Origin of the sequence: Paenibacillus sp. UNC499MF, assembly GCF_900107975.1 — a bacterium.
Classification (GTDB): domain Bacteria; phylum Bacillota; class Bacilli; order Paenibacillales; family NBRC-103111; genus Paenibacillus_F.
The window spans coordinates 176,997-201,967 of sequence record NZ_FNVF01000003.1; the positions used below are offsets into that span (position 1 = coordinate 176,997).

At 54.9% G+C, this 24,971-nt stretch carries 24 protein-coding genes and 1 pseudogene; 7 read left to right on the plus strand and 18 right to left on the minus strand.

Annotated elements, in window-relative coordinates:
- The first annotated feature begins 186 nt into the window (after positions 1–186).
- Together C4S74_RS08865 and C4S74_RS08870 are read left to right on the plus strand one after the other, a co-directional pair.
- Entirely contained in the window at positions 187–1,083 is an 897-nt protein-coding gene (locus tag C4S74_RS08865; protein WP_103994980.1) for a LysR family transcriptional regulator, read from the plus strand.
- Positions 1,084–1,365: 282 nt separating this feature from the next.
- Positions 1,366–2,664 (plus strand): NCS2 family permease, encoded by a 1,299-nt coding sequence (locus C4S74_RS08870; protein ID WP_146065490.1) that lies wholly within the window; start codon positions 1,366–1,368, stop codon positions 2,662–2,664.
- A gap of 128 nt (positions 2,665–2,792) precedes the next feature.
- Here C4S74_RS08870 and C4S74_RS08875 read toward each other — a convergent pair whose 3' ends face one another.
- Positions 2,793–2,993, minus strand: a complete 201-nt coding sequence (locus tag C4S74_RS08875; RefSeq protein WP_103995322.1) for a hypothetical protein — start codon at positions 2,991–2,993, stop codon at positions 2,793–2,795.
- Between the two features lie 134 nt (positions 2,994–3,127).
- Between C4S74_RS08875 and C4S74_RS08880 the strand changes: the two genes are divergently transcribed.
- Entirely contained in the window at positions 3,128–3,625 is a 498-nt protein-coding gene (locus C4S74_RS08880) for a Crp/Fnr family transcriptional regulator (protein WP_103994982.1), read from the plus strand.
- Between the two features lie 45 nt (positions 3,626–3,670).
- On the opposite strand, the gene hmpA is transcribed toward C4S74_RS08880, so the two are convergent.
- Positions 3,671–4,900, minus strand: a complete 1,230-nt coding sequence (hmpA, locus tag C4S74_RS08885) for an NO-inducible flavohemoprotein (RefSeq protein WP_103994983.1) — start codon at positions 4,898–4,900, stop codon at positions 3,671–3,673.
- Between the two features lie 194 nt (positions 4,901–5,094).
- Here hmpA and C4S74_RS08890 point away from each other — a divergent pair, with 194 nt between their 5' ends.
- Positions 5,095–6,729 (plus strand): glycoside hydrolase family 10 protein, encoded by a 1,635-nt coding sequence (locus C4S74_RS08890; protein ID WP_103994984.1) that lies wholly within the window; start codon positions 5,095–5,097, stop codon positions 6,727–6,729.
- Positions 6,730–6,850: 121 nt separating this feature from the next.
- Here C4S74_RS08890 and C4S74_RS08895 read toward each other — a convergent pair whose 3' ends face one another.
- From C4S74_RS08895 to C4S74_RS08910, 4 genes are all read right to left on the minus strand, one after another.
- Entirely contained in the window at positions 6,851–7,378 is a 528-nt protein-coding gene (locus tag C4S74_RS08895) for a GNAT family N-acetyltransferase (RefSeq protein WP_103994985.1), read from the minus strand.
- A 138-nt stretch (positions 7,379–7,516) separates the two neighbouring features.
- Complete coding sequence (locus C4S74_RS08900) at positions 7,517–8,224, minus strand: DNA alkylation repair protein (protein WP_103994986.1); 708 nt, start codon at positions 8,222–8,224, stop codon at positions 7,517–7,519.
- Positions 8,225–8,442: 218 nt separating this feature from the next.
- Positions 8,443–8,799, minus strand: a complete 357-nt coding sequence (locus C4S74_RS08905; RefSeq protein WP_103994987.1) for an iron-sulfur cluster assembly accessory protein — start codon at positions 8,797–8,799, stop codon at positions 8,443–8,445.
- A gap of 152 nt (positions 8,800–8,951) precedes the next feature.
- Positions 8,952–10,334, minus strand: a complete 1,383-nt coding sequence (locus tag C4S74_RS08910) for an MFS transporter (RefSeq protein WP_103994988.1) — start codon at positions 10,332–10,334, stop codon at positions 8,952–8,954.
- A 167-nt stretch (positions 10,335–10,501) separates the two neighbouring features.
- Between C4S74_RS08910 and C4S74_RS08915 the strand changes: the two genes are divergently transcribed.
- Positions 10,502–11,161: a metalloregulator ArsR/SmtB family transcription factor gene (locus C4S74_RS08915; protein ID WP_103994989.1), complete on the plus strand. Its 660-nt coding sequence runs from the start codon at positions 10,502–10,504 to the stop codon at positions 11,159–11,161.
- A 103-nt stretch (positions 11,162–11,264) separates the two neighbouring features.
- On the opposite strand, the gene C4S74_RS08920 is transcribed toward C4S74_RS08915, so the two are convergent.
- The 6 genes and pseudogenes from C4S74_RS08920 to C4S74_RS08945 all read right to left on the minus strand — a co-directional run bounded on the left by C4S74_RS08920 (position 11,265) and on the right by C4S74_RS08945 (position 15,323).
- Positions 11,265–12,743 carry an Lsa family ABC-F type ribosomal protection protein gene (locus tag C4S74_RS08920; RefSeq protein ID WP_103994990.1) on the minus strand — a complete coding sequence of 493 codons (1,479 nt, stop codon included), beginning with the start codon at positions 12,741–12,743 and terminating at the stop codon, positions 11,265–11,267.
- A gap of 344 nt (positions 12,744–13,087) precedes the next feature.
- Positions 13,088–13,156, minus strand: a pseudogene (locus C4S74_RS08925) (formylglycine-generating enzyme family protein); the annotation flags it as partial.
- 27 nt (positions 13,157–13,183) lie between these two features.
- Positions 13,184–13,597 (minus strand): hypothetical protein, encoded by a 414-nt coding sequence (locus C4S74_RS08930; RefSeq protein WP_103994991.1) that lies wholly within the window; start codon positions 13,595–13,597, stop codon positions 13,184–13,186.
- On the minus strand, positions 13,598–13,804 hold the full coding sequence (locus C4S74_RS08935; RefSeq protein WP_374755399.1) for a hypothetical protein: 207 nt from the start codon (positions 13,802–13,804) through the stop codon (positions 13,598–13,600). It abuts the gene before it with no gap.
- Positions 13,805–13,831: 27 nt separating this feature from the next.
- Entirely contained in the window at positions 13,832–14,290 is a 459-nt protein-coding gene (locus tag C4S74_RS08940; protein WP_103994993.1) for a hypothetical protein, read from the minus strand.
- Between the two features lie 76 nt (positions 14,291–14,366).
- A complete protein-coding gene (locus C4S74_RS08945; protein ID WP_103994994.1) occupies positions 14,367–15,323 on the minus strand; it encodes a YafY family protein in 957 nt (318 codons plus the stop codon).
- 238 nt (positions 15,324–15,561) lie between these two features.
- On the opposite strand from C4S74_RS08945, the gene C4S74_RS08950 reads away from it, so the two are divergent.
- Positions 15,562–16,437, plus strand: coding sequence for an SDR family oxidoreductase (locus C4S74_RS08950; protein WP_103994995.1), 876 nt, complete (start codon positions 15,562–15,564; stop codon positions 16,435–16,437).
- Between the two features lie 95 nt (positions 16,438–16,532).
- Here C4S74_RS08950 and cysK read toward each other — a convergent pair whose 3' ends face one another.
- The 5 genes from cysK to C4S74_RS08975 all read right to left on the minus strand — a co-directional run bounded on the left by cysK (position 16,533) and on the right by C4S74_RS08975 (position 21,998).
- Positions 16,533–17,468, minus strand: coding sequence for a cysteine synthase A (cysK, locus tag C4S74_RS08955; RefSeq protein WP_103994996.1), 936 nt, complete (start codon positions 17,466–17,468; stop codon positions 16,533–16,535).
- 104 nt (positions 17,469–17,572) lie between these two features.
- Positions 17,573–18,346 (minus strand): ankyrin repeat domain-containing protein, encoded by a 774-nt coding sequence (locus C4S74_RS08960; RefSeq protein ID WP_103994997.1) that lies wholly within the window; start codon positions 18,344–18,346, stop codon positions 17,573–17,575.
- 66 nt (positions 18,347–18,412) lie between these two features.
- Positions 18,413–19,699 carry a hypothetical protein gene (locus C4S74_RS08965; protein WP_103994998.1) on the minus strand — a complete coding sequence of 429 codons (1,287 nt, stop codon included), beginning with the start codon at positions 19,697–19,699 and terminating at the stop codon, positions 18,413–18,415.
- A gap of 120 nt (positions 19,700–19,819) precedes the next feature.
- Positions 19,820–20,509, minus strand: a complete 690-nt coding sequence (locus C4S74_RS08970; protein WP_103994999.1) for a response regulator transcription factor — start codon at positions 20,507–20,509, stop codon at positions 19,820–19,822.
- Positions 20,487–21,998, minus strand: a complete 1,512-nt coding sequence (locus C4S74_RS08975) for a cell wall metabolism sensor histidine kinase WalK (protein ID WP_103995000.1) — start codon at positions 21,996–21,998, stop codon at positions 20,487–20,489. The genes C4S74_RS08970 and C4S74_RS08975 overlap by 23 nt, the downstream gene beginning before the upstream one ends.
- 277 nt (positions 21,999–22,275) lie before the next feature.
- Here C4S74_RS08975 and C4S74_RS08980 point away from each other — a divergent pair, with 277 nt between their 5' ends.
- Positions 22,276–24,171, plus strand: a complete 1,896-nt coding sequence (locus tag C4S74_RS08980) for an MHYT domain-containing protein (protein WP_103995001.1) — start codon at positions 22,276–22,278, stop codon at positions 24,169–24,171.
- Positions 24,172–24,247: 76 nt separating this feature from the next.
- Here C4S74_RS08980 and C4S74_RS08985 read toward each other — a convergent pair whose 3' ends face one another.
- Positions 24,248–24,910 carry a L,D-transpeptidase family protein gene (locus tag C4S74_RS08985; protein ID WP_103995323.1) on the minus strand — a complete coding sequence of 221 codons (663 nt, stop codon included), beginning with the start codon at positions 24,908–24,910 and terminating at the stop codon, positions 24,248–24,250.
- Positions 24,911–24,971: the final 61 nt, after the last annotated feature.

The window sequence follows — 24,971 nt, forward strand, 5'->3', positions numbered from 1 at the left end:
GCTGCACTTGCTGCATTTGTTGCATTTGCCGCGCTTGCTTCACATGCTGCACTTGTACGCAGCCGGTCGCACATCTTCTTCACGGTTGCCTGCTCCCTTATCCGCATTTTATAATGGAAGCCTGATAATAAAAACTACTTCTTGCCGCATATCACTCATTCCTTCAGGTATATAAGAGGAGGGCACATGGAAATTTTGCAGCTCCAGTATTTCCGTACAGTCGCCAGGCTGCAGCATATGACCAAAGCCGCCGAAGAGCTTCACATCGCCCAGCCGGCGCTCAGCAAAACGATTGCCCGTCTTGAGAACGATCTGGGCGTTCCTCTCTTTGACCGCCAAGGGCGGAAAATCACCCTCAATGCGTTCGGGAGAGCCTTCCTGAACAAAGCGGAGGTCGCCCTCACCGCGCTGGAAGAAGGCCGCAAGGAAGTCGCCGATCTGGCCGGCATGGAGCAGGGCAGCATTTCCATCGCTTCGCCGGTCCTTAACCGGCTGTCGGGTCCTTTGGGCGAATTCCTCGCCCGGTATCCCGATATCCGGCTCCGGCTCACGCAGGTGCCGACGGAGGATTTGGCCGGTATGCTCGAAAAGGGTGAAGCCGATTTCTGCTTCACCGCTTATCCGGTCGCCCGGCCCGGAATCGTCGAGGAGCCTGTCCTCAGCGAAGAAGTTTTTTTGGCCGTGCCTCCCGGGCACCGATTCGCGGACCGCACGAGCATTGCTTTGCGCGAAGCGGCCGGGGAGCCTTTTATCGGGTACAAAAAAGAGCACGTCTTCCGTCAAAGAGACGACGCGCTGTTCCGGCAGGCGGGCATGACGCCCGATTTCGTCTGTGAAGTAAACGAACCGTCGGCCAAAGCCGCACTCGTCCGTGCGGGACTCGGCGTCGCGTTCGTCGGAGCCTGCAACCGCAGTGAAGAGCCGCCGACGGCGCTTATGGTCCGGATTCCGATTTCGGAACCGGCCTGTTCGAGCTCTTATCAGCTGGCCTGGCATGAGAAACGCTATTTATCCAAAGCCGCTCAAAAATTCCGTGATTTTATCCGTTACTATTTTTCAACCGGTAATGACACGGAGACTTGAAACGGGCCGAGACTCCGGCAACGCTACTACAACCGTCGTTCCTCACGCATTTTTTGCTAAAAAGAATGCCTATCTGTACCTGTCCGTTCGGCTCCGCCCCGATTTGAGAAGTATGGGTCCCCCGTCTGCCTATACTTTGGGTAGAAAGCCGCCATACTAACGCAATAACGGTAGCTTCCTTGGGGGTTTCTGGTTATAATGATTCAAGCGAAACGGATACGGATGTACATCCACGTCGTTTCGAGGGTGGGCCGAGGGATATTTCAGAAAGAAGGATGAATGTTGGTACGTTTTCTCGATCGCCGGTTCGGGCTTGAGGCCCACGGAACGACTGTGCGCCGCGAGCTTTTGGCCGGATTGGTGTCTTTCGTGACCAGCGTCTATATTATTATTGTCAATTCCGCGATTCTGGCGGATGCCGGTATCCCCGTTCAGGCGGGAATGATCGCCACCATTGCCACTTCGTTCGTCGGCTGCTGGCTGACCGGCTGGTGGAGCAACACGCCGCTCGTTGTCGTACCGGGCATGGGAATCAACGCCCTGTTCACGTACACCGTCGTGCATACAATGGGGCTGTCTTGGCAGGAAGCGCTTGCGGCCGTCTTTGTCTCGGGACTTCTCTTCTGTCTGGTCGCCTTTACGGGGCTGGCCGGACGGATCTCGCAATCGGTTCCGCATACGCTGAAAGAAGCCATCGGGGTCGGTATCGGGCTGTTTCTGACGTTTATCGGCCTGCAAAAAAGCGGCATCGTCGTGCCGAGCGCCTCGACGTATATCGCGCTGGGCGATCTCGGCAGTCCCGAAGCGGTCGTCACCCTGCTTACGCTCGCACTCATGACCGTACTGTACGTCCGCGGCGTGAACGGCAGCTTCCTCATCGCCATCGTCTTCGGAACCGCCGTCGCCTGGCTGCTCGGCCTCGTAAACCCGGCTGCCGGAGGACCCGGGTTCGGACTTCGCGATGCCGCCGCCGTCTTCGGCGCGCTTTCCTTCGGGAGCCTCTGGACGGTGCCGTTCTGGATCGCGGCCTTCTCGATGGCGATGGTCATCGTCTTCGAGAACCTGGGCCTGATCCACAGCCAGACGGCCAGCTTCGGGCGCCCGGACACCTACCGGCGCGCCTTCCAGGCCGCTGCCTTGTCGAACGCGGCCGCCGGACTGCTCGGCTCGAGTCCGACCGTATCCGCGGTCGAAGGCTCCGCCGGCATCGCTTCCGGCGGACGCACGGGTCTGACCGCCCTGTTCACGGGCGTGCTGTTTCTCGGCTCCTACTTTGCGGTGCCGCTGCTCCAGGCGATTCCGGACAGCGCGATCGCACCCGTGCTGATTATCCTCGGCTCGCTTATGCTCGGCAGCATCAAAGCGATCCCTTTCGAGGATTTCAGCGAAGCGTTTCCCGCTTTTCTCGTGATCGCGCTGATCCCGCTGACATACAGCATCGTCGACGGAATCGCGTTCGGCTTTATCGCTTACCCGGTCGTGAAGCTTGCGGCGGGCAAGGGCCGTCAGGTTTCCGTCACCCTGTATGTCATCGCTCTTCTCTTTCTCCTGTACGAAGTTTTGCAGGTGATGAGCAAGTAACGGAAGCTTTGGAGCAATCCGGTTTACCCGGCTGCCCCCGCATACTTTTTCCGGCATAAAAAAAACGCCTGTCCGAGCTTCCTTCCGGGAAGACGGGCAGGCGAATTTTTTGACACGAAGCCGCGCGGTCACGAGCTCCATCCCGAAGCCATGACGATAAACGTAACGAGGGCCGCCAGACCGACTACGAGGTAGACGGCTCCCTGGACTTTCTTTTTCTGAAAAAACCGCATGATGCTCATGCTGACCATCGACCCGATAAAAAGGATCAGCAGCAGGCTCGTTACGAACATGCCGGTTGTTAACGCATCCAAAGAAGTTGTTGCCACGACGTTTTTCACCTCGATAAGATTGGTTTTCCGGTATCCTGTAAAGATCCTTTCTCGATTATAACCGGAAACAAGGCGGAAACGGTACATTCTTTCTACATTTCTATGAACAAAAAAGAAAGGCGGGGGTCCGGATGATTCTGCATAAAGGCGAAGTGCTGTTCCGCCAGGGGGAACAAGGACCCTTGTTCCGCATCCGGAGCGGCCTGTTCAAGGTCGTGCGCCTTCAGGAGAACGGGGAACAGTTTCTGTTCAATATTCTGAACCCCGGGGAGCTGATCCCCCACCATTCCCTGCTCACGCCCAAAGAATACCACGGGACCGCGATTGCCCTGATCACAAGCGAAGTAGAGGTTATTCCGGCCGCGCAGTGGTACGCGGAGCTTCAGGAGAACCCCCTGCGCTACCGGGACGCCGCTCTTGTGCTGCAGGACAAGCTGAGAGCGATGCAGCAGCGCATCGACCAGCTTACCGCGCTCACTCCCGCCCGCAAAATCGAGCTGCTCGGGCAATGGTTCGCCCGGTACGTCGGGGACGTTCCGCTTGGCGACGTGCTGACCCAGGAAGAGATCGGGCAGCTCGTCGGCCTGCGGCGCGAAACGGTCAACCGGCTTCTGCGGAAGGGGCGCTGAGCGCAAAAGAACGGGTCCGCCACGGAGGCGGACCCGTTTTCTTTTTTACAGGTTAAGCGACGGACCGAAAAATTCATAGTGGAGAGATTCCGCCGGAACGCCCAGCTCCCGCAAGTACCCGATCATGTCGCGCATAAACGATACGGGGCCGCAAATATAATAGTCGGCCTTAGCTCCTGCTTCCGCCGTAATTTCCTTCAGCTTCTCTGCCGTCAGCCGTCCTTCCGTATGAAAGGCGCCTTCGGATCTGTCTTCATCCGCCGGCTGCGTATAACAAATATGCGTGCGCAGACCATTTTCCGCCGCCGCGGTTACCCCCTCTTCCTGGAGCATATCCTTCATGGCGTGCAGTTTGCCGCAGGCCGCCGTGTGGATGAACGTAACCGGCCGCGCGGGCTGCTCGGCCCGGATCGTTCTCAGCATGCTCGTCAGCGGAGTCAAGCCGACTCCCGCGGACAAGAGCACGACCGGCGTATCTGCGGAACGGTCCAGCGTGAATGCCCCGGCGGGTACGGAGAGCAGCAGCGTGTCCCCTTCCTGCACGGCTTCGTGCAGATAAGCCGATGCCACGCCCGGCTCGCGGGTGTCCGTGCCCGTTTCCTTCTTCACCGAGATCCGGTAATACGGCTGTCCGGGGCGGTCCGACAAGCTGTACTGCCGGTTCACGAGATGCTCGCGTCCGGGGATCTTCATCTGCACAGTCACGTACTGCCCCGGCTCGAAAGACGCCAGGGGTCCCCCGTCCTCCGGAACGAGATAGAATGACGTGATGTTGCCGCTTTCCGCCATTTTCCGGCTCACCGTAAACTTGCGGAATCCCGCCCAGCCTCCCGGCTGATGAAGCGCCTCATCCGTCATTTCCGTTTCTACGCCGATAAAAGCCCCCGCAATTACGGAGTAAGCCTCTTCCCAGGCGCCGAGAATTTCCGGCGTCGCCGCATCGCCCAGCACCTCGGAGATCGCGCTGAGCAGATTCTCTCCGACGATCGGATATTGGTCCGGGGTCACGCCCAGACTTACGTGCTTATGAGCGATTACCTTGACGGCCGGCATAATCTCATGCAGCCGGTCGATATGAACGGCAGCCGCATAGACCGCGTTGGCCAGAGCCGTCTGCTGCCGCCCCTGCTTCTGGTTGCCGTGGTTGAACAAATTCAGCAGCTCCGGGTGGCTTTTGAACAACTTTTCGTAAAAACGGGTCGTAATGGCTTTGCCGTGCACTTCAAGCACCGGTACGGTGGATTTGATGATGGCGATCGTTTCGGGTTTCAACATGATTAATCTTCCCTTCGTCTTCGTTCTTGTTTACAGTATAAAAAATCACACCCCTTTCCCCGGTGATTACAATCACACCGCTTATTGCAGCTTTGTGAACACTCTAGCAGCTCTCTCTTCGGCTTTTTTTCGTCATAGAGTCGGTTTTCCCCTCATAGAATGAACTATCATCTGCAAGGAGGATTTCTTTACTCATGAACAAAAAGCACATCGCCGCACTGGCCGCACTCGCCTTTACAGCCGCCTTGCTCGTGATTTTGACCGGCTCTCTGACGGGGCGGAAATCGCTTCTTGCCCAATCGCCCGGCGCTGCCGCGGGCTCCGCAGCCGCTTCGGTTACGCAGGCGTCAAACCAGGCGTTATCCGCCCCCCGGCAGCTCCGGGCCGTCTGGATCGCCACGGCCTGGAACATCGACTGGCCGTCGAGCCAGGGACTGTCCGCCGCCAAACAGCAGCAGGAGTTCACCGCCATGCTGGACGAAGCCAAAAATGTGGGCATGAACGCCGTCATCGTACAGGTCAAGCCCAACGCCGATTCTCTCTATCCTTCGGAGTACGGCCCCTGGTCCGATGTCCTGACCGGCAGGCAGGGCCAGTCTCCGGGATATGACCCGCTCGCTTTTATGGTGGAGGAAGCGCACAAGCGCAACCTGGAATTCCACGCCTGGTTCAATCCGTACCGCATCGGCAAAACCAAAGACACCGCGAAGCTTGCCGCCGATCATCCGGCTCTGAAGCATCCCGACTGGGTGGCGTCTTATGCGGGTACCCGGTATTATAATCCCGGCATACCGGAGGTCAGGGATTTTGTCGCGGCCGGCATCGCCGAGGTCGTCCGGAAGTATGATATCGACGCCGTTCATCTCGACGATTATTTTTATCCGTATCCCGAGAAAGGCAAAGATTTTCCCGACGATGCCGCTTACCGGAAATATGGTCAACCGGAGTTCGGTTCCAAGCCCAATTGGCGCAGGGACAACGTCAACCGGCTTGTGGAGGCCATTCACACCGCTATCAAAAAGGAAAAGCCTTACGTCAAATTCGGTATTTCCCCGTTCGGCGTATGGCGCAACCAGAATATGGACCCGACCGGATCGGAGACGACGGCGGGCACCACGAATTACGACACGCTTTTTGCGGACACAAGGGCGTGGATCAATGCCGGCTGGGTCGATTATATCGCACCGCAGCTGTACTGGAACTTCGGCTTCAAACCGGCGGCCTACGATAAGCTGGCGGACTGGTGGATCAAAGAAACCGAGGGCAAACCCGTCCAGCTGTACATCGGGCATGCGCCCTTCAAAATCGGCCAGCAGGACCCTCCGGGCTGGCAAAACCCCGACGAGCTGCCGGACCAGCTCAAGTTCAACGCCCGCAGCGCCGGCAAAATCAGCGGCAGCATTCTGTTCAGCCTCAAGGATATCCGGCGCAATCCCCTCGGATTCCGCGACCGGCTGAACACGGAACTGTACGCCAGCCCGGCGCTGGTGCCGCCCATGCCGTGGCTGGGAAGCACGGCGCCTCAGCCGCCGGAGGCGCTCTCCGCCGAGAGCACGACGGACGGCGTGCGGCTCGACTGGCGCGAAGGCGGCGGGAGCCCCGCGTACTACGCCGTCTACCGTGCCGAGGGAAGCGGCCCGGACGCCGCGCGCCTGATCGGCACCGTCCGCAGCGGCGGAAGCGGGGCCGGGACGTTCACCGACCGCGCCGCTCCGACCGGGAAGCCCCTGCATTACGTCGTGACCGCGCTCGACCGGCTGCACAACGAAAGCACGGCGAGCCGGACCGCCTCCGCCGACGTGCCGGGCAGGTTCGCGAAGGCGAAGTAACGCAAAGACCCTCCATCCGGTTCTTCCGGCTGAAGGGTCTTTGCATGGGCGGAAACATGGCGGGAGCGGCAGCGGCTTATCCGCACAGGCGGCCGGCCCGGTCTCCGCCCCGGTAAATGATCTATGTGCCGGTCGATCCGAGCACCCGCCCGGTGGGAACGTGGTACCGGCAGATGCCGTCGATATTGTCCTGCAGAACGCCTCCGCAGCTTTCAATCACGCGGCGCGACGGCACGTTATCTTCATTGACGGTCAGCAGCGCTTCGCCTATGCCTTTGACGGCCGCTTCCCGGAGCAGAAGCTGCAGCAGCGGCTTGGCATAGCCTTTGCCCCGTTCCGCCGGGCGGATGACATAGCCGATGTGGCCGCCCCGCTTTTTCAACGGTCCGTTCAGGGCATGGCGCATTTTCCCGTAGCCGACGGGCCTGCCGTCCGCATAAAGCCAGTATACCGTTTGAGGGACAAGCCCTTCCGGCAGCTGCCTGGCCCGGGCCATATTATAATTTTTAACCAGAATGTTATGAAACTCGTCCAGGGTTTCGCTGTAAAAGCTGTTTACAAATCCGTTCGCACCCAGTCCGATCTCACGCGTCATTTCAAAGATGTCCGAGCCTTCCTCCACATTCAGTTCGCGCAGCTCTATATTCATACGGGCAGCTCCTTTACTCCTTTTGAAAAATATACGGGATTTGGCTGCAGAAAAAAAGCCCCCTTTTATAGAAGGAGACTTTCGGACCATACTCGTATGCGTCAGTTGAACCAGGCATTCCTGCAAAAAAAGAAATTTTTAACACCTGACATATTTACGTTTGAAACCAAGCCGGCCTTTACTAACTGCCTTTTCAATATTTTCGGAAGCATGCAAAGACTTGCCTTTTGTCTTGTCCGTGTTGACTTCTACAGGGCCTACCGCCTTTGCGGTATCAACCGCCTTATCATGGAGAGGCAGATAGGATGTCCCCACTGTGTAAATAAAATTGTTCATCGCATACTTAGCTCTTTCGGGAGAATCATGGATCGTATTTCTCACAATTTCCAGCATATCGGCAAGCTTGCTTTCGGAAAACTCACTGTCTTTGCGGCTCCCCAAAAGCCAGCAGTAACAGCTCCAGCCCGCCGACATTCTCAGCTCATGACCGCTTGCGATCCATTTATCCGCCACTTCTTGTGCGATATCTGTTTCTGCCAGCGTTACGGCCACTACATAATCGGACAGCATATAAAAATACGCGGCCTCTATCCAGCGCTCAAAATCCGCATCCGTCATTGTTTTCGGGTCCGCTATGACGCCGGCAAAGTACATGGCATCATAATTCCCCGTGTTGTAAAGCTCTTCTGCCAAAGGCTGATTTTTTTTAATTATCTTCGCCATGGGCTTCATTGCACCCGTAGCCACACCAAAGAGCGGTTCGTGCGCGCCGTTCGACATGTACATTTTTTTGGTTCGTTCCTTGCCGAGACTTTCAAGTTCCTGCATGACCATTTCAAAATTCACTGTGTATCACTTCCTTTTTCGCAGGATTTCGTCACGTTTATTATAGCCTCTACCGGATAAAACCATTGGCCGTCTGGCCCCGTATAGAAGCTTCACTTCTTATTATACAGACATTTTCCCGCTGCAAAAAATTATTGACGTATAATCATGTCCGGAATTTGCGACAAGAACATACGTCAATAAGTTAATCAGGCTTTTCGCGTCCCGTTTCCCCAATTTTAATCACATTTTTTAGCTTCGCCGCGGTAATTTTCCATTCTGAAACTGGCTCCACATCCACATGAAGCTCTTGCATTAGGATTGTTCAAGGTGAAACCGCCTGTCATTCCCCTTTCTTCATAATCAATGAGAAGACCTTTAATATAGGGAACACTATCCGCGTGAACCAATATACTAAATTCACCTTTATTTAATAAGATATCCTCCTCTGTCACCTGCTCATCCACTGTAAGAGTATAGGACAAACCACTGCATCCCCCCTCATTGACGCCTATTCGGAAAAAAGAATTTCGGGCCTCGTCATTTGCTAAGATTTCGGTAATTTTTTCCGATGCTGCTTCACTGACCTGTATCATCGTTCATTTCTCCTTTGACCGTCATTTTTGGTTAGCCGGTATGTTCGCAACAAGAGCACATCTAAAAAATGGTTTGTATGGACAGATCCATGTCACAAAGAACATGAACATGGACCGTTTTTTTTGTAAAGATCGGAAGGCTTGTCGGTTTGTTAGTTAGCCGGTCTGATCCGGGTGCTGGCGAATAAACTCATAGCGATTAATAAGAGATGAAAACCCATCGTCACAATTAATCCGGATTGCAGGGACATCCCTGCAGCTTGACAGACAACGAGAATCGAGCCGCCTATCCCGATAACAACGCCCGGTGTAAAAGAATCCGCGAATTGCAGATTTGCCGAAGTTTCTCCAACATCCCCTTTCCCTGTTTGGGAAAATGCCACAACGCCGCTAATGGGGTGCGCCAATCCAATTCCGATTCCGGCTATGATTTGTCCGATAACCGCAACGGCAACCGTCACGACAGGCACCCAAAATACTAAGGCAATTCCAATTGCAAGCAGCAGCACACCCAAAATAATTCTTGCATTACGTCCCCGCCCCTGGTCTGCCGAATCCCACCGTCCCTGTAAGTAAGCAATGAGGCACCAGCTTAGCGCAGCGCTCGCTACGATTAATCCAGCCTGAGAAGGAGTAATGCCTTTCACATCTATTAAAGCCAGTACCAGGAAATTTTGTGTACTTGTGTAGGCCGCGAAGAACAGCCCCCGCGTCGCCAGAATAGCCGGCATGCCTCTTCCGAAAGCAAGAGTTCCTTTAGGCAGCAACTTGCGCAGCGGATATCCCATGAGCACCAAGCCGATAAGGACTAAAACAAATCCCGGCGTGGCCGGCAGCATGCTTAGACCGACCAGGAAAATCCCCGTACCTACCGTTAACAGTAAAGCCAGCCACGCAGCCGAAGTCCCGTTGTCCCCTTGTGTCTTCTGCGTCTTTAATTTCCTGAACGCCGGTAAACTAAGCAGTGCCGAAACAGCCAGAATCGGCAGTATCCCCCAGAAAACCAACCGCCAGGACCACTGATCCGCGATTAGACCCGCCACGTATGGACCGAGCATGGACGGAAGTACATAGGCAGTACCGAATGCTCCGAGGATTTTGGCACGCAATTCATCCGGATAACTTAACGATATGGCCGTGTATACACAGGTCATCATAGCTCCGGCGCCTAAACCCTGCATAGCCCGCGCTCCTATCATCGTATACATATCTCCTGCCGTCGCGGCAGCGATCAATCCGACGATAAACAAAATAAGCGCGAAAGTGAACGGTGCCGCAGGTCCTTGTCTGTCAATGATCCGGCCGACGACCAAGGTCCCGATAATCTGCGCAAGCAGGTATGTACTGAAAATCCAGCCGAACAGGCTGAGGCCGTTCAAGTCACCGGCAATGGAAGGGGCAATCGTCGTTACCGACAAACCTTCGAATCCCACTGCCATTACCGACAGGATGATTCCTATGGACAGGGCAAAATAGCGCGGGCTGAAAATACTTTGAGGAGCGCTTTCTGAAATGCTTTGAGCATGGGACGACATGAAATATAACCTCCAAGAAAAATTTTTATGTATACATCGTATCCGGATACTTAGTAAACATTTATGTTGATAAAGTTTAAATTACAGTCCGACTTTGACTTTGTCAACATTTTTATTTAAAATGTAGACAGCGATGTAAAACCGGCTGCTTAATAAGGAGGCTCGTCATGAACCGAAACGAAATGAATAAGGCTGCCTCGACCAAAACACGGAGAGCGATCATTGATCTTCTCAAGCAGCAGGGAGGAATGGATGTTGCGGCACTATCCTCCAAATTTTCGCTGTCCGGAATGGCCATTCGTCAACATTTAAATGCGTTGAAAGAAGAAGGATTCGTTACATTTGAGGAGGAAACTCGTCCCATGGGACGGCCGACAAAGCTGTGGAGATTAACTCACGAGGCGGATCGTTTTTTTCCAAGCGGCTATTCCGAATTGTCCGTCAGTCTGATTCATTCGATGAAAGAGGCTTTCGGAAACGAGGGGCTGGACAAGCTGCTTGCTGTGCGGAACAAAAATATGCAAGAACAATACCTCCGGTACCTTGACGGCGCATCCGGCGTAAAAGAGAAGCTGGACAAACTGGCCGAAATTCGAACCGTCGAAGGCTATATGGCCGAGGTCAAAGAACAAGGCGACGGCAGTTTCTTGTTGGTTGAGAAGCATTGTCCCATCTGTGAAGCTGCTGCTGTATGTACCGGGTTATGTAAAAATGAATTGCAATTATTTAAAACTATTCTTGGCGATCATGTTCTTATTGAACGTGTGGAGTATATTTTGGCGGGTGGAAGAAACTGTGCGTACAGGGTTAGGGAAAATATTCTGTGACCTAAGAGAGCATGGGACAGTAATTGAACTCAATTAAGTGAGGTTGCACACAAAAACACCGCAGTCCGGGAGGACTGCGGTGTTTGAGTATGCCAAAGAAAAGTTAAAGCTCCACTACCTTCGTCGCGATATGATCGCAAAATTCACGATCGTGCTCCACAAAAAGAATGGTCGGCTTGTGTTCGAGCAGCAGCTCTTCGATCTGCATCCGTGAAATGACGTCGATAAAGTTAAGCGGCTCATCCCAGATATGCAGGTGAACAGGCTCGCAAAGACTTTTGGCGATCAGTACCTTCTTCTTCTGCCCTCCGCTAAAAGACGAAATGTCTTTCTCGAATTGGACCCGTGCGAAATCCAGTTTTCTCAAGATCGCTTTGAACAAGCTCTCTTCAATGCCGTTATCACGCGCGAAGTCGGATAAGCTGCCGCGAAGATGGGCGGTGTCCTGCGATACGTAGGATATTTTTAGCCCGCTCCCCTTTCGGAAGGTGCCGGTATAGTTCATATCTTCGCCGAGAATGAGCTTCAGAATACTTGATTTTCCGGAGCCGTTTTTACCCGAAAGCGCAATCCGCTCTCCCTGCTCCACCGTAAAGCTGACATCGCTGCAAACCGTCCTGTCCCCGTAATGAATCGACACGCGTTCAAGCTCGGCCAGCTGATTTTTGTGATAAAGGAGCTGGGAAATCTTCAAGCTCTCGGAGCTTTCGATGTTTTTCAGGAGACCAGAACGTTCCTCTACCGCGGACTGCTGTCTTTGCTCGATGGTTTTGGAGCGTTTCATCATTTTGGCGGCTTTATGGCCGACGTATCCTTTATCCACCTTGGACCCGGAATTTCGTGTCCCGTTTTTCGTTTTCTCCACTTCGTGTGACCAGCCGCTTGTCCGTTTGGCCGCATCCGATAAGCGCTTGATGTCTTTACGCAGCTTTTCGTTCTCCGCAAGCTCAAATTCGTCCTGCATTTCTTTGTTTCTCCACCAGTCCGAAAAGTTCCCTTTCTGGATTTCAATGTTGGTTTTATTGATGGACAAAATGTGATCGACGCAGTGATCGAGGAAAGCCCTGTCGTGAGACACCAGGATGTACCCGCTTTTGCTTCTCAAATAGCTGCTGACCAGTTTGCGTGCTTCCATGTCCAGGTGGTTCGTCGGTTCGTCAATAAGCAGAAAGCTGTTCTCCTTAAGAAACAGGGCGGCCAGCATCACTTTCGTCTGTTCCCCGTTCGACAACGAGTCGAAAGGGCGGTCCAGCACATCCTCCGACACTTTCAGCAGGGATAATTCGCGCAATAGTTCCCAATGCACATAATCCGGAAAGATGTCATGGATTACATCCAGCGTCAGATTTTCCTTGTGATCCACCGGATAAGGAAAATATTCAAACTGGACTTGAGCGGAAATTGTACCGCTGTATTCGTACTTGCCCTGCAGCAGGTTCAGAAAGGTGGTTTTCCCCCGGCCGTTTCTTCCTGTGAAACCTAATTTCCAATCGGTATCGATCTGAAAGCTTACCTCTTCGAATATGTTATCGTAGCTGCCGTCATAAGCGAAAGTCAGGTTAGAGACTCTAATCAGTGACATGATTGAATCCTCCTCCTTGGAATAAAAAAATGAGCTGCAAGAAAGTTACCTTTCCCGCAGCTCAAATATGAAAAAAACAAATCCAACCCGTGACAGGGTCAGACGTGAATATCCGATTTGAGTTGAAAAGGAGATGTAACTTTCTTGCAGATAATAAATAAAACAAGCGAAAAATTCGCTCTTTGTTTTATCATTACGCGCGCAAGAAAGTGTACATTATCCTCTTCAACTCCTTTAGTAAATTATTGACATCTTAGCATACCCGCACTCTATTTGCAACCCGCCGCCGTTTTGTGCGTATTCTTCTGCCTGTTTGCAGCCGTCCTTTTCGGACAAAGCAGGGGTTACACCGAACGAGCCAGACGGAAGCCGAGGTCGTCTATGCCAAAGGTCGGATGGCTCCGGCGGCGGCATGCCCGGGTTTAAGCGGAAGCCGAATCTTAAGAGGATACCGAATTATCCTCAGGAATATGGTCCTTTCGGAACCGGGCGGCAATAAGCTTTTCATGCAGCAAATGGCCCGCATACATTCCTCCCATGATGAGCAGAAACCCCAGCGGCCCTCTCTGCAAGGCCGTCTGCCAGCCTTCGTAATAGGCGAAAACACCGGTTAACACACTTATGCCGAGCACGTACACAAACATTATCTTTTTGCGGGATTCTTTTGGGGGAACATACAAAATTTTTTCACGAAGCCGGATATTCATCGCTGCCAGAGTGGTCAGGACAAAAAAGACTGTTTTACCCGGGTGCTGCGATTCGAAGAGAATGTACTGATATGACAAATAAAAAGCGACTCCGTACGTACCCGCAAAGATTGCGTTATACGCCAGCCTGATTTTCAGCGGGACCATTCAGTTCCCCCTTATTTCCGGCGGTTGCACCGCTGAATTCGGTTTGGATGCCATGTACGTATCGAAAGCTTTGTTCGCTTTGAGGGCGAGCCTGATCAGCACGATCAAGAGAATGATCCCTAGTACAAGCAGGGCCGCGTATCCCGCCGTCATCAGCAATTGAATCAGAATGAACGGATTGACCGCCCCGGCAGCAGTACTTTCCACTTCCATCTTCCTTCCGGTAATTAAGGTTTAAATCCATCTTACGAAGCTTTTGCGGATAAACGCGATGTTCCGGGCCTCCGCCCAGCTGCACAGCGCCTCCATGCCTTCTTCATCCTTTAAGCGGAACGTCAAATGAGCGGGAACGTCGAAGCGGCCTTTGAGTTTAATGCCGATCACATCGCTGCCGAATTTCCCCCACCTGCGAATTTCTTCGATTTCATCGGGTTTCACTCTCCGGCCTTCGGCAACGAGCGCGTGGGGTTCCAACAGGACGAAGGACCGTTTCCGAAAAGCCCGTACCGCTTGTACGGCTAACAAAACGGCCCAGATCAGCAATAGACCGCCAAATACATAAGCTTGCTGCATATTTCCTCTGTAAACCGTCATTATGAAACTTGTGAGCGAAATGCCGGCCAGTATAAGCTGCATGAATAACAAGACGGGTCCCTCCACAGGTTTAACGGAAACGGGAACGGGCTCTTTCATGTTCAGTTCCACTCCTTTGACGGGTTTTCCAGCCATCTGTTATATTTTACCATCCGAAACATCTTATTCCTAGTTCTTATTCGTCCTTGTCGTAAAGCCGCCTTATTTTTTTCGTTTCCGCGATTAATCCCGAACGAAGTTCTTCCGGCGTGACAGCATAGACCCCGCTCCCGTAACTGAGCAGGATCCCCAGGGCTGATTCGAGCGTATTGAATTCGACGTCAGCTTTCACCCAGCCGTTATCTTCTTCGTATGGCTGCCGTACTTTTGCAAACCGTTCTCTGGAAAAGCGGTGAAACACCGTCTCCCTGATCCTGATTTGTGCGGGGTAACGAGGCAGCCGCGCTTGAAAATCTTTAAGCGACTCCTCCCAGTACTCGGCGAGATCGAATGACGGCGGCCTTGTAAAACGTTCCTCCAAGAGCTCCGCGTCAAGCAGCCGAGAGATTCTGTAGGTTCTCATCTCTCCCTCTGTTTCGGCAGCCGCATACCAGATGCTGCCTTTGGCGACGAGGCCGAGCGGACAGATGATCCGCTCCGCGATCCGGTCGTCGCGCCGGTAGCGAATGCGCAGCTTCCTCTCCTCCCACACCGCTTCCTGGACGAGCGGAAGATGGGGAAGCTGCTCCACCGAGCGGTGCCAGCCAGCACCGTCGATATGGATGCGCTGCCGGACGCGCTCCGTTTCCTGCCGCAGGGACTCGGGCGAAGCCGCCAGCAGCTTCTGGAATGCGCTGTCGTATTCGCCGCTCATGCCGAGATCCGTCAGCAGGGCGGACGAGTTTGCGATCAGCAGCGTTGCGATTTCCTCCGCTTTCATGCCGGTCAGCCGGGTGCGGTATCCTTCCGTCAGGGACCATCCGCCGCCCGAACCCCGCTCGGCATAAACCGGAATGCCCGCCGCGCTCAGCGCCTCCATGTCCCGGAAAATGGTCCGTTCCGACACCTCAAGCTTCTCGGCGAGTTCGCGGGACGACATTTTCCCCCGGTTTTGCAGCAATAATAAAAGAGACAGCAATCGGTCGGCTCTCATCGTTATTCCTCTTTCCTTCCCTTTAGGCGTTCCTGGACGTTCTTTTTCCTCAGCGGTTTATCCCGATCGGCAGTTCCGAACGGCGCGGGGCTTGCCTTAAATTTACTATAACAATTATGACAAAGGTTGTCATATATCCCCTCTTATACTGGGTACAGCTTGCGGGCGGCTAATCGATCCGCTGCCTGCACAGATACAGCAATCCGCTATTCATTGGAACACAAAAGGAGAGATCGCGATGAAATCGAAAGCACTGGAAGGCACTATCGCCGTAGTGGCAGGAGCGACGCGCGGCGTCGGACGGGGCATTGCAGCCATGCTCGGGGAGGCGGGAGCGACCGTGTACTGCACGGGCCGCAGTATCCGGGGAGCCCTTTCCGACATGGGCCGCAGCGAAACGATCGAGGAAACGGCGGAGCTTGTGACCGCTAAAGGAGGGCGGGGAATCGCCGTCCGCGCTGACCACACGTCAGAAGAAGATGTCAAGGCGCTGTTCGAACAAGTCAAACTGGAGCAGAACGGCCGGCTGGATCTCCTGGTGAACGATGTGTGGGGCGGCGATCCTTTGACCGAGTGGGGAAAAACGTTCTGGGAACATTCTCTGCAGGACGGACTTCTCATACAGAAGCGCGCGGTTCATTCCCATATGCTCACCAGCTATTACGGAGCCCCTTTACTGGCGTCCCGCAAGCAGGGCATGATTCTCGAAATCACCGACGGGTTCGACTACCGGTACCGCGGGAACTTGTATTACAGTCTGGCCAAAATTGCCGCCATCCATCTGGCGGAGGCGATGGCCGCGGATCTGCGGCCGTACGGGGTAACGGCGGCAGCCGTCACACCGGGATTTCTGCGCTCGGAAGCGATGCTGGATCATTTCGGCGTCAAGGAAGAAAACTGGAGAGACGCCATCGCGCAGGAGCCTCATTACAGCGAGTCCGAAACGCCGTTCTTTATCGGACGGGGGATCGCCGCGCTTGCGGCCGACCCCGATAAATTCGCAAAGTCCGGGAAAGTGCTGACAAGCTGGGGCTTGTCCGACGAATACGGCTTCAGCGATGTGGACGGCAGAAGGCCGCATTGGGGCCGCTATGCGGCGGAACAAGGCTTGTAAGACATTCGCCGGAACGCATAAGACGCCAAATAAGGCAGCCACGATTCAGGTGGCTGCCTTAAGTATTTTATGCGGCTCCGAAGATCAGCCCTGTGCTACTCTTCCTGGAACAAATCGGTAGACAGGTAGCGTTCCCCGGTATCCGGCAGCAGGACTACGATCGTCTTGCCCTTGTTCTCGGGGCGCTCCGCCAGCACGGAAGCCGCATGAACGGCCGCCCCCGAAGAAATTCCGACGAGCAGCCCTTCGCTTCTCGCGAGCAGCCGTGCCGCCGCAAGAGCTTCCTCGTTCTTCACCGTCACAATTTCGTCGACGACGGAGGAATCGAAATTACCCGGCACGAAGCCTGCTCCGATTCCCTGGATTTTGTGCATGCCTCTTTTCCCGCCGGACAGGACAGGAGAATCCGCCGGCTCCACGGCGACGATGTTCACCGCGGGATTTTTCGCTTTCAGCGCCTGCCCGACTCCGGAAACCGTGCCGCCCGTACCGACCCCGGCGACAAAAATATCGACGGCGCCGTCCGTGTCGCGCCAGATTTCTTCGGCGGTCGTCCGGCGGTGTACGTCCGGGTTCGCCGGATTCTCGAACTGCTGCGGCACGAAGGCTCCCGGCAGATCGGCCGCGAGCTCCTCCGCCTTGCGGATCGCGCCCGACATCCCCTCTTCCGCCGGTGTCAGCACAAGCTCGGCGCCTAACGCCGCAAGCAGCTTCCTGCGCTCGATGCTGAAGCTCTCCGGCAGCGTGATGATGAGCTTGTAGCCGAGAGCCGCGGCCGCGAAAGCGAGACCGACGCCCGTGTTGCCGCTCGTCGGCTCGATAATGACGGAATCCGGCCGGAGCAGCCCCTTCTCTTCCGCGTCTTTGATCATCGCGTATCCGATGCGGTCCTTTACGCTGCCTGCCGGATTAAAGTACTCCAGCTTAGCCAGCAGCCGCGCATCCACCCTCTGTTTCTTGCCGTAATTCACCAGCTCCAGCAGCGGTGTGTTGCCAATCAGCTGCGTCAAATTCGTTGCAATGTTAGCCATGTATCTATCCCCCGTTTGGAATGCTTTATCCCTATCATGTTAGTCGGTTATCATTCTACGATACCACCAACGGATGAAGATGACAAATGGGGACAGTCTACTTTTTACCGGCCTCCGGCCGCTTCCAGAAGCGCGGCGATTGCCCCGAAATTACGGGAGACCGCGTGCCGGTAAGGCGTAACGCCGTCCCCGTCGGGCAGATTCACGTCCGCCCCGTGCTCCAGCAGCAGACGGACTATCGTCTGGTGAGCTTCTCCCCCGTCACCGAGGATGACGGCTTCCAAAAGCGCGGTCCAGCCGAGCCGGTTCACGTGGTTAACGTCCACTTGAGTCCGGGTAAGCAGTTCCCTCACGATGTCGGTATGCCCCCGTTCCGAAGCGGGAATGAGCGCCGTACCCCCGTACCGGTTGGTGAGGGCGGGATCGGCACCGGCGGATATGGCCAGCCGCAGCAGCTCCATATCCCCTTCGGCTCCGGCATAGAGAAACAGATTGTCGGAACGGTCGTTGCGGATATTCACATCCGCTCCGGCTTCCAGCAGGAGCCGGACGGCTTCGGGCTGGCGGTTGATCGCGGCGGCCATAACCGCCGTATTCCCCCGGCTGTCCCGCGCGTCCGCATCGGCCCCTTCCCCGATCAGCGCCCGGATTTTGTCCGTGTCGCCTTTCGCAGCCGCATCGAGCAGACGCTTGTTTTTTTCATTGGACATCTCCATCTTTCCATCCCCCTCCGTTTTCTGTACTTGCGATTGTTGAGAAACCGGCGTTTGCGCCGTTCCCGGTTCCGGGCCGCCGGCATTCCCGCATCCGGTCAGCATCGCGGAGACCACGACCGGGACGATCAGAACCGGAATGAAGCTGTTAAACCTTACGAGCATTGGCAGCCGCCTCCTTAATCCATATAGGCAAAAGACCTCCGCAGAGGTCTTGTCGAAAGCGTGAGTTTAGCTGCTTTTCAGAGCATCGGTATTCAAAACGATCTTGCCCTGCTGTGTTGCCCACGCGCCGGAAGCCGTCACGGTATAAGACTTGCCGGGACTCAGCTGCGTGCCCGCAGGCAGATCGAACGTGCCGACCGCCCCTTTGCGGCTCGTTACCTTGTAGACGGCCGTCAGCTTCTTGCCGTCCCCGTCCGTCAGCTCTACGCTGCGGCCGGAGAACAGCTCGTCACGCGGGTCGGCCGTAAGCGTGATGTCGACGGAGGCCGGGCTGACGGCTTTTGCGGACGCGATCACAAGCGGTGCCGCCGTCCGGGCAGTGAAGGACCCTTCCGTCACGGTCGCCCAGTCCGACGTTACGGTATATTTTACCCCGGGAGTCAGGATCTGTCCCGCCGGAAGCCGGAACTTCGGCGCCTGTCTGTCATCCGTTGCCTGCGTATACGGAACATACGCGGCGCGGATAGGCTGCCCGCCTTCCGGTGTGAGAGTGACGGACATATCGCGGAGAGAGGAAATGATATCGTACGATTTTCCGCCGCTTGCGTTGCGGTCGTTCAGGTACATTTCCAGCCCGCCGCGCGTGCCGAAGTACGATTCGACCACATAACCGTAATCGACGACTCCGTCTTTGCGGAACGATTCCAGCTCGAACGTATCTGCCGTCACCTGCCGGGCTGCCGCCAGTTTTACCGTATGGGCGGAGCCCGTGAACTTGCCGGCGGCTTTGCCTTTGTATGTCAGCGTGTATGTTTTGCCGGGCTGCTGAACGGTGACGGGCACCACATACGTGGAACGGGCTCCGTTCTTAAGCTGCGGAACGTTGCGGATCGTCATTCCGTTATCGAACCGGAAATTCGTTTTCGCTTTGTCCAGATTCACGTCGGCCGCCGTCAAGGGAGAATCGAACGTGATTTCGAGCGTTGCGGAGGACAGTACCTTGATATCTGTCACCGCGGCGTGCTCCGAAGGAATATGAGCGATCGCTTTCATGCCGATCCGGGCCGCCTCACCTCTAGTGACACGCGCATCGGGTTCGTAATTTTTCAGCCACTGCTGAATGACCAGCGGTTTCTTCTCCGTCAGTTGGGCGATCCGGCTGACAAGCTCCTGCTGGGTCAGCATCAGTTTCCCATGGTCCGAGTAATGCCCGGCTGCCGGCGCAAGCTCACCGTTCACGGATGCGGCCGGAGTCTGGCCGGATTGGGCGGAAGCGGGAGCGGCATTCAAGGGAAGCAGGACCGAAGCGGCTACGGCCGAAACCGTCAGCAGTTGAAGCAGCGTTTTTTTCATAAAAGTTCCTCCTGTAAGGTGATTGTTAAGTTCATGATTTCATCCTACAGAACGAAACTAAACTCCCCGGAAACAAATTCGAAACTTTTTCTAAACAGCTTTTTCTAAACAGTTCACGAGTTAACCCGAAAACCGGTAGCCGACTCCCCAAATCGTCTCGATATATTCCGGCGCGGAGGGATCGGCCTCGATTTTCTCGCGGATACGCCGCACATGTACGGTCACCGTCGCGATGTCTCCCATCGAATCCATCCCCCATATTTTCTCGAAAATTTCCTCCTTGCGGAAAACCCGGTTCGGGTGCCTGGCGAGAAACAGCAGCAGATCGAACTCCCTGGCGGGAAGCGGCACCTCTTTGCCCCGGATGTAAACACGGCGGGATTCCGGTTCAATAGCCAGTTCCCGGATGCGGATTTCGCCCGGCGCCGTCTCCTTCAGCCCGACCAGCCGTTCATAACGCGTCAAATGCGCCTTCACGCGCGCAACCAGCTCGCCCGGACTGAACGGCTTCGTCATGTAATCGTCGGCGCCCATGCCCAGTCCGCGGATTTTATCGAACTCGTCTTTCCGTGCGGATACGATGAGAATGGGCACTTCCATGGCTGAGCGGATTTGACGGCATACCTCGAAGCCGTCTTTTCCCGGAAGCATCAGATCCAGAACGATCAGATCGTAGCTTTCCGTAAGCGCCTTGTGCAGCCCGTCGTCCCCCCGGGTCGAAATCTCGACCTGAAACCCGTGCAAATTCAAATAATCCCGGTGCAGTTGGGCGATCGACGCCTCGTCTTCAATAATCAGAATTTTTTTCATCGTGATGAGTTCCTTTCAGCAGCGGAAGCCGGATTACAATGCGCGTACCTGTCTGCGGATGACGCGCTGACACGCCCTCCGAAACATTCTCCGCATATATGCTTCCCCCGTGGTTATCGACAATTTGTTTGGCGATGGCCAGCCCCAGCCCCTGCCCGCCCGATTCCCGGTTACGGGACGTTTCCGCCCGGTAAAACCGGTCAAATACGTGAGGAAGCGCCTCGGGATCGATTCCCGGACCGGTGTCGGTTATTTCGAGCACGGCCGTTTCCCCGTCCCGGCGGAGTTCGAAAGCAATCGTTTTTTGCGGCTGCTCCATGAACTTCAGACTGTTTCCGACGACGTTGTTCACGACCCTTTTCATATGCATGGGGTCCATCCGGACGTATAAAGGTCCAGGCGGGTTTCCGCCTGTTGCCAGTCCGACGCCTTCTTTTTCCAGTTCGAAACGCAGTTCATACACCACGTCCGCGACGAAACGCGTCAGATCCACCTCCTGCAGGGCAAACGGGACTTTATTCAAATCCAGCCGGGAATAGAGGAACAGCTCCTCGATAAGATGATCCATTTCTTCCGCTTTGCTGTATATGATATCCACATAGTTCTCCAGTTTGTCGGGCGTATCCGCCACCCCGTCCCGGATTCCTTCCACATAGCCGCGTATGGCGGACAAGGGCGTTTTCAAATCATGCGAAATGTTGGCGATAAGTTCCTTGCGGTTGGTTTCGTACTGCTTTTGCAGCTCCTCGGATTCCTGAAGTTTCCCTCTCATCTCCTCGAAAGCCGCGGATACCTGGCCGATTTCATCGTCGCCCGGCTGAATCCGGAACCACAAATCTCCCCGCTGGATGCGTGCAGCCGAAGCCCGCAGCAGGTTAAGCGGCCGGATCATCCGTCTCGTAAGGAACAGATAGATGTAAATGTTCGAGCCTACGAGCAGCAGAAACAAAACCGACACGAACAGAGGCAGCAGCTTGCTCATCAGAACCGCGAACGGGCTGACCTCCCGGAAAACGAACAGCCTCCCCGGCTCCCCGTCCGCAAACCGGAAGTCGTACTTCGCGTAGCCGAAAAAGTTTTTTCCCGCCTGCAGCGTGCTTCGCATATGCACGTTTTCCGATTCGTACGGAGGAAGAAGGGCGTCGATCCGCATTTCCGCCAGACCCGGAGAAATAAACGCGCTGCCGGTCCCTTTGCGGATCAGAAGAGAGGCGTGCGCAACCTTGAGCTGAAAGTCGTATTCTTTGTAGATGTCCGGCAGGAGCAGCTCCTCCGGCTTCGTTTTGGAAAGATGCTTTAGATCCAGGAAAAGCGTTTCCTGTTCGGGGGTAAGCGGCTTCAGCCGGAGATGAACGTTGTAAAAAGATGAAATGCCCCTCACGTCCCCCGTTACGGCTGTCGTGACGATAAAGGCGGCTGCCGTGAAAAGCAGTACGGTGGTCACGAGCAGCAGAGTGAAAGAAGCGAGCAGGCGGGCACGGATGGACATGATTTTGCCTCCAGGTGATTTAAAATCGCGAAGTTTTCCTTACAGTCTACCAAGGAATTTTACGGGGATCAAAACAAAATTTTCGTCCCGGGAGATTAATAAATACTTGATAAGATCAAGAGATTTTTGATGTAAGCGGTTTATTTTAGCTTATTTTTCCTAGTTTTATGCTTGTTTTTGTAATTTTTAGTCGAAAAAGAAGTGATTTCGGGTAGACTTCCCACCCTTGCATCCTTTACTATGAAAGTACAGGAATACGAATACAGGAGATATGCGAATGCAACATGAAGCTGGGAATTACGATGTGCTGCTGGTCATTCTCTCGATCCTGATGTCCGTGACAACCTCCTACACCGCGCTGGACATGATCGACCGTCTGCTCCGGGGCAGCCGCTCTTTCCGTAAAATGCTGCTGACCGCTGTCGTAACGGGTTTAGGCCTCTGGTCCATGCATTTTCTGGGCATGCTGGCCATGAAGTTCCCTTTCGAAGTTCATTATCATCTGCCGCTGCTCGCCGTCTCTTTAATACTGCCTGTTCTTGCCGTTTTCCTGTCGCTGCTCATTCTGGACCAGGACCGCAAACCCGGAAAATGGTTTTTGAGCGCCGTCGGCCTGCTGGCCGGGCTTGCCTTCGTTTCCATGCATTACTCCGGCATCCTTGCCATGAAAATACAGGCCGTGTACCACCAGACGCCGGGGAGCCTGCTCGTATCGGTCATACTGGCCCTTATCGCCTCTTATCTTATGCTGTCGCTGGCGGTCTACGCGCGCGGGCTGCCTGACTATAACCTGCTTTCACCCTGGAAAATCGGGGGAAGCCTGCTCGCCGGAGGCGTTATAGCGGGCATGCATTACACGGCGATGGCAGGAGCTGCTTTTATACCGTCGGACCGGGAGCTTTCTCTTACAAACAGCTCCATTATCGGGAATACGCTGCTGACGGTTCTTGTCGGTTTTACGACCTTCTGCGTGCTTTTCTGGGTTGTGTTCGTCCTGTACCGGGACCGCCAGAAGGTCCTTACCGCCTCGCGGTTCAACGAGCAGAGATATACCGCGCTGTTCGAGCACAGTCCCGACCTGGTCGTCTGCATGGATCCCGTCAAAAAGTTAGTCGTCAGCGTAACTCCGTCCGTTTACGACAACACGGGCTATACGCAAGCGGAGCTTATGGTTCTCACCCTGCAGGAGCTTCTTTATTCCCGGGACGATAAGGTGAAAATCATGAACGCCCTCTCGGAAGCGTCTCAAGGACAAGCCTCCAAAATCGAAGTTTCCATCCTTACGAAGCAGGGAGTGCGAAAATATCACCGCACCTCGGTTTTTCCGCTCGAACATAACCGGCAGCTGCTCGTTTATTTCGTATCGAAAGATATAACCGACAGGATCGTGGTTGAGCAAGAACTGCGCCGGGCTAAAGAGTTAGCTGAAAGCGCTGTCAAAATGAAGAGTGAGTTTCTCGACACGATGAGCCACGAAATCCGGACGCCGCTGACCGGCATTATCGGGATTAACCAGCTGCTGGCGGAGTCGGCGGAATCTCCCGACGATCAAGAGCTACTGGCGCTTCAGGCCAAAAGCTCGCAGGCGCTGTTGAGAGTCATCAACGACATTCTGGAGCTGTCCAAAATGGAAGCCGGACGCATATCGCTCCACCAGGAGCCTTTTCAGCTTCGGGAGCTTATCCGGGAGTGCCTCGACTTCTTTGCGATCATTATCCGCAATAAGGAACTCGCCATGGACACGTTCATTGACCCCGCGGTACCGGAAACACTTGTCGGCGATTACGGCCGTGTCCGCCAGATTCTCGTGAATGTAATCGGCAACGCCGTGAAATTTACGGATCAGGGCCTTATTTCTCTCGAAGTCCGGCTCTCGGAACGCGGCGAAGAAGACTGCCTCCTCGAATTCGCCGTCAGCGATACCGGGATCGGCATCGACTGCAGCAAGCTCGACCGTCTGTTTCAGCCCTTCACCCAGCTTGACGGGGCCCCGAACCGCAAATATGAAGGTACGGGCCTGGGGCTTGCCATCTGCCGCAAGCTTGTTACGCTTATGGACGGCCGGATTTGGGCCGTTCCCGGCCGGACTGTCGGAACGGAATTCCGGTTTACGATCCGGCTGCGGGAACTCAGCCATTTTATGCGCGAAGGAGACGGTCAGGAAGCCGGATGAATTCATTTGCGTGCGCCCAGCCGTACATAAAAAGAGAGAACCCTCCTGACCGTGACGGTCGGGAGGGTTCTCTCTTTTATTCCAGCAAGCCCAATTTTTCATAAACGCTTAGCGATACGACACCGTCCGCTCTGAGCCCGTGATCCCGCTGAAATCTCCGCAGGGCTTCGGACGTCGAAGCCAGAAACTTCCCGTTGCAGACTCCGCCGTAATAGCCTGCGCTTTTCAGCCGGTTCTGGATGAGCTGGACTTCCGCCCCGATATCTCCTTGGGCAAGCTTTCTCGGTTCATGGCCGGGATCTCCCAGAACATGCCCCGCGATCGTCACCTTCGTGCCGATCGGAATGAGGTCGTAAAGCTCCTCCACGTCGCGGTTTCTCATCCTGATGCAGCCGTGGCTCAAATGCTGGCCGATGGAATGCGGCTTATTCGTTCCATGGATGCCGTACGCTCCCCACGGAACGTTAAGTCCCAGCCAGCGCGGTCCGAAAGCAGGCCCCCAGTCCTTGCCTTTATAGATCACCCGATATTCGCCGACAGGCGTAGGCGTTGCCAGGTTCCCGACCGCGACAGGGTAAGTTTTATAATGCTTCTTGTCTTTAAATACGACAAGCTTGTGCTTCAGAGGATATACCTCAATCGAGAACGGCCCCCGGTCCGCAGCGATAGGAATGACGGGCTCTATCGTGTCTTCCGGAATCGGTCCGGGTATGTCCGCTCCCGCGGCATTTCCCGGCATCGGCACAATCAGCAGTATCAGCAGCAGGCAAAGAGCTGCCGGCCATATCAGCGCCCATCTT

What these genes read in the sequence shown, in the direction of transcription:
- C4S74_RS08865 (WP_103994980.1), top strand. Translation starts at nt 187, where the DNA reads ATGGAAATTTTGCAGCTCCAGTATTTCCGTACAGTCGCCAGGCTGCAG.
- C4S74_RS08880 (WP_103994982.1), top strand. Translation starts at nt 3,128, where the DNA reads ATGATTCTGCATAAAGGCGAAGTGCTGTTCCGCCAGGGGGAACAAGGA.
- hmpA (WP_103994983.1), bottom strand. Translation starts at nt 4,900, where the DNA reads ATGTTGAAACCCGAAACGATCGCCATCATCAAATCCACCGTACCGGTG.
- C4S74_RS08890 (WP_103994984.1), top strand. Translation starts at nt 5,095, where the DNA reads ATGAACAAAAAGCACATCGCCGCACTGGCCGCACTCGCCTTTACAGCC.
- C4S74_RS08895 (WP_103994985.1), bottom strand. Translation starts at nt 7,378, where the DNA reads ATGAATATAGAGCTGCGCGAACTGAATGTGGAGGAAGGCTCGGACATC.
- C4S74_RS08905 (WP_103994987.1), bottom strand. Translation starts at nt 8,799, where the DNA reads ATGATACAGGTCAGTGAAGCAGCATCGGAAAAAATTACCGAAATCTTA.
- C4S74_RS08910 (WP_103994988.1), bottom strand. Translation starts at nt 10,334, where the DNA reads ATGTCGTCCCATGCTCAAAGCATTTCAGAAAGCGCTCCTCAAAGTATT.
- C4S74_RS08915 (WP_103994989.1), top strand. Translation starts at nt 10,502, where the DNA reads ATGAACCGAAACGAAATGAATAAGGCTGCCTCGACCAAAACACGGAGA.
- C4S74_RS08920 (WP_103994990.1), bottom strand. Translation starts at nt 12,743, where the DNA reads ATGTCACTGATTAGAGTCTCTAACCTGACTTTCGCTTATGACGGCAGC.
- C4S74_RS08930 (WP_103994991.1), bottom strand. Translation starts at nt 13,597, where the DNA reads ATGGTCCCGCTGAAAATCAGGCTGGCGTATAACGCAATCTTTGCGGGT.
- C4S74_RS08940 (WP_103994993.1), bottom strand. Translation starts at nt 14,290, where the DNA reads ATGAAAGAGCCCGTTCCCGTTTCCGTTAAACCTGTGGAGGGACCCGTC.
- C4S74_RS08945 (WP_103994994.1), bottom strand. Translation starts at nt 15,323, where the DNA reads ATGAGAGCCGACCGATTGCTGTCTCTTTTATTATTGCTGCAAAACCGG.
- C4S74_RS08950 (WP_103994995.1), top strand. Translation starts at nt 15,562, where the DNA reads ATGAAATCGAAAGCACTGGAAGGCACTATCGCCGTAGTGGCAGGAGCG.
- cysK (WP_103994996.1), bottom strand. Translation starts at nt 17,468, where the DNA reads ATGGCTAACATTGCAACGAATTTGACGCAGCTGATTGGCAACACACCG.
- C4S74_RS08960 (WP_103994997.1), bottom strand. Translation starts at nt 18,346, where the DNA reads ATGCTCGTAAGGTTTAACAGCTTCATTCCGGTTCTGATCGTCCCGGTC.
- C4S74_RS08965 (WP_103994998.1), bottom strand. Translation starts at nt 19,699, where the DNA reads ATGAAAAAAACGCTGCTTCAACTGCTGACGGTTTCGGCCGTAGCCGCT.
- C4S74_RS08970 (WP_103994999.1), bottom strand. Translation starts at nt 20,509, where the DNA reads ATGAAAAAAATTCTGATTATTGAAGACGAGGCGTCGATCGCCCAACTG.
- C4S74_RS08975 (WP_103995000.1), bottom strand. Translation starts at nt 21,998, where the DNA reads ATGTCCATCCGTGCCCGCCTGCTCGCTTCTTTCACTCTGCTGCTCGTG.
- C4S74_RS08980 (WP_103995001.1), top strand. Translation starts at nt 22,276, where the DNA reads ATGCAACATGAAGCTGGGAATTACGATGTGCTGCTGGTCATTCTCTCG.
- C4S74_RS08985 (WP_103995323.1), bottom strand. Translation starts at nt 24,910, where the DNA reads ATGCCGGGAAATGCCGCGGGAGCGGACATACCCGGACCGATTCCGGAA.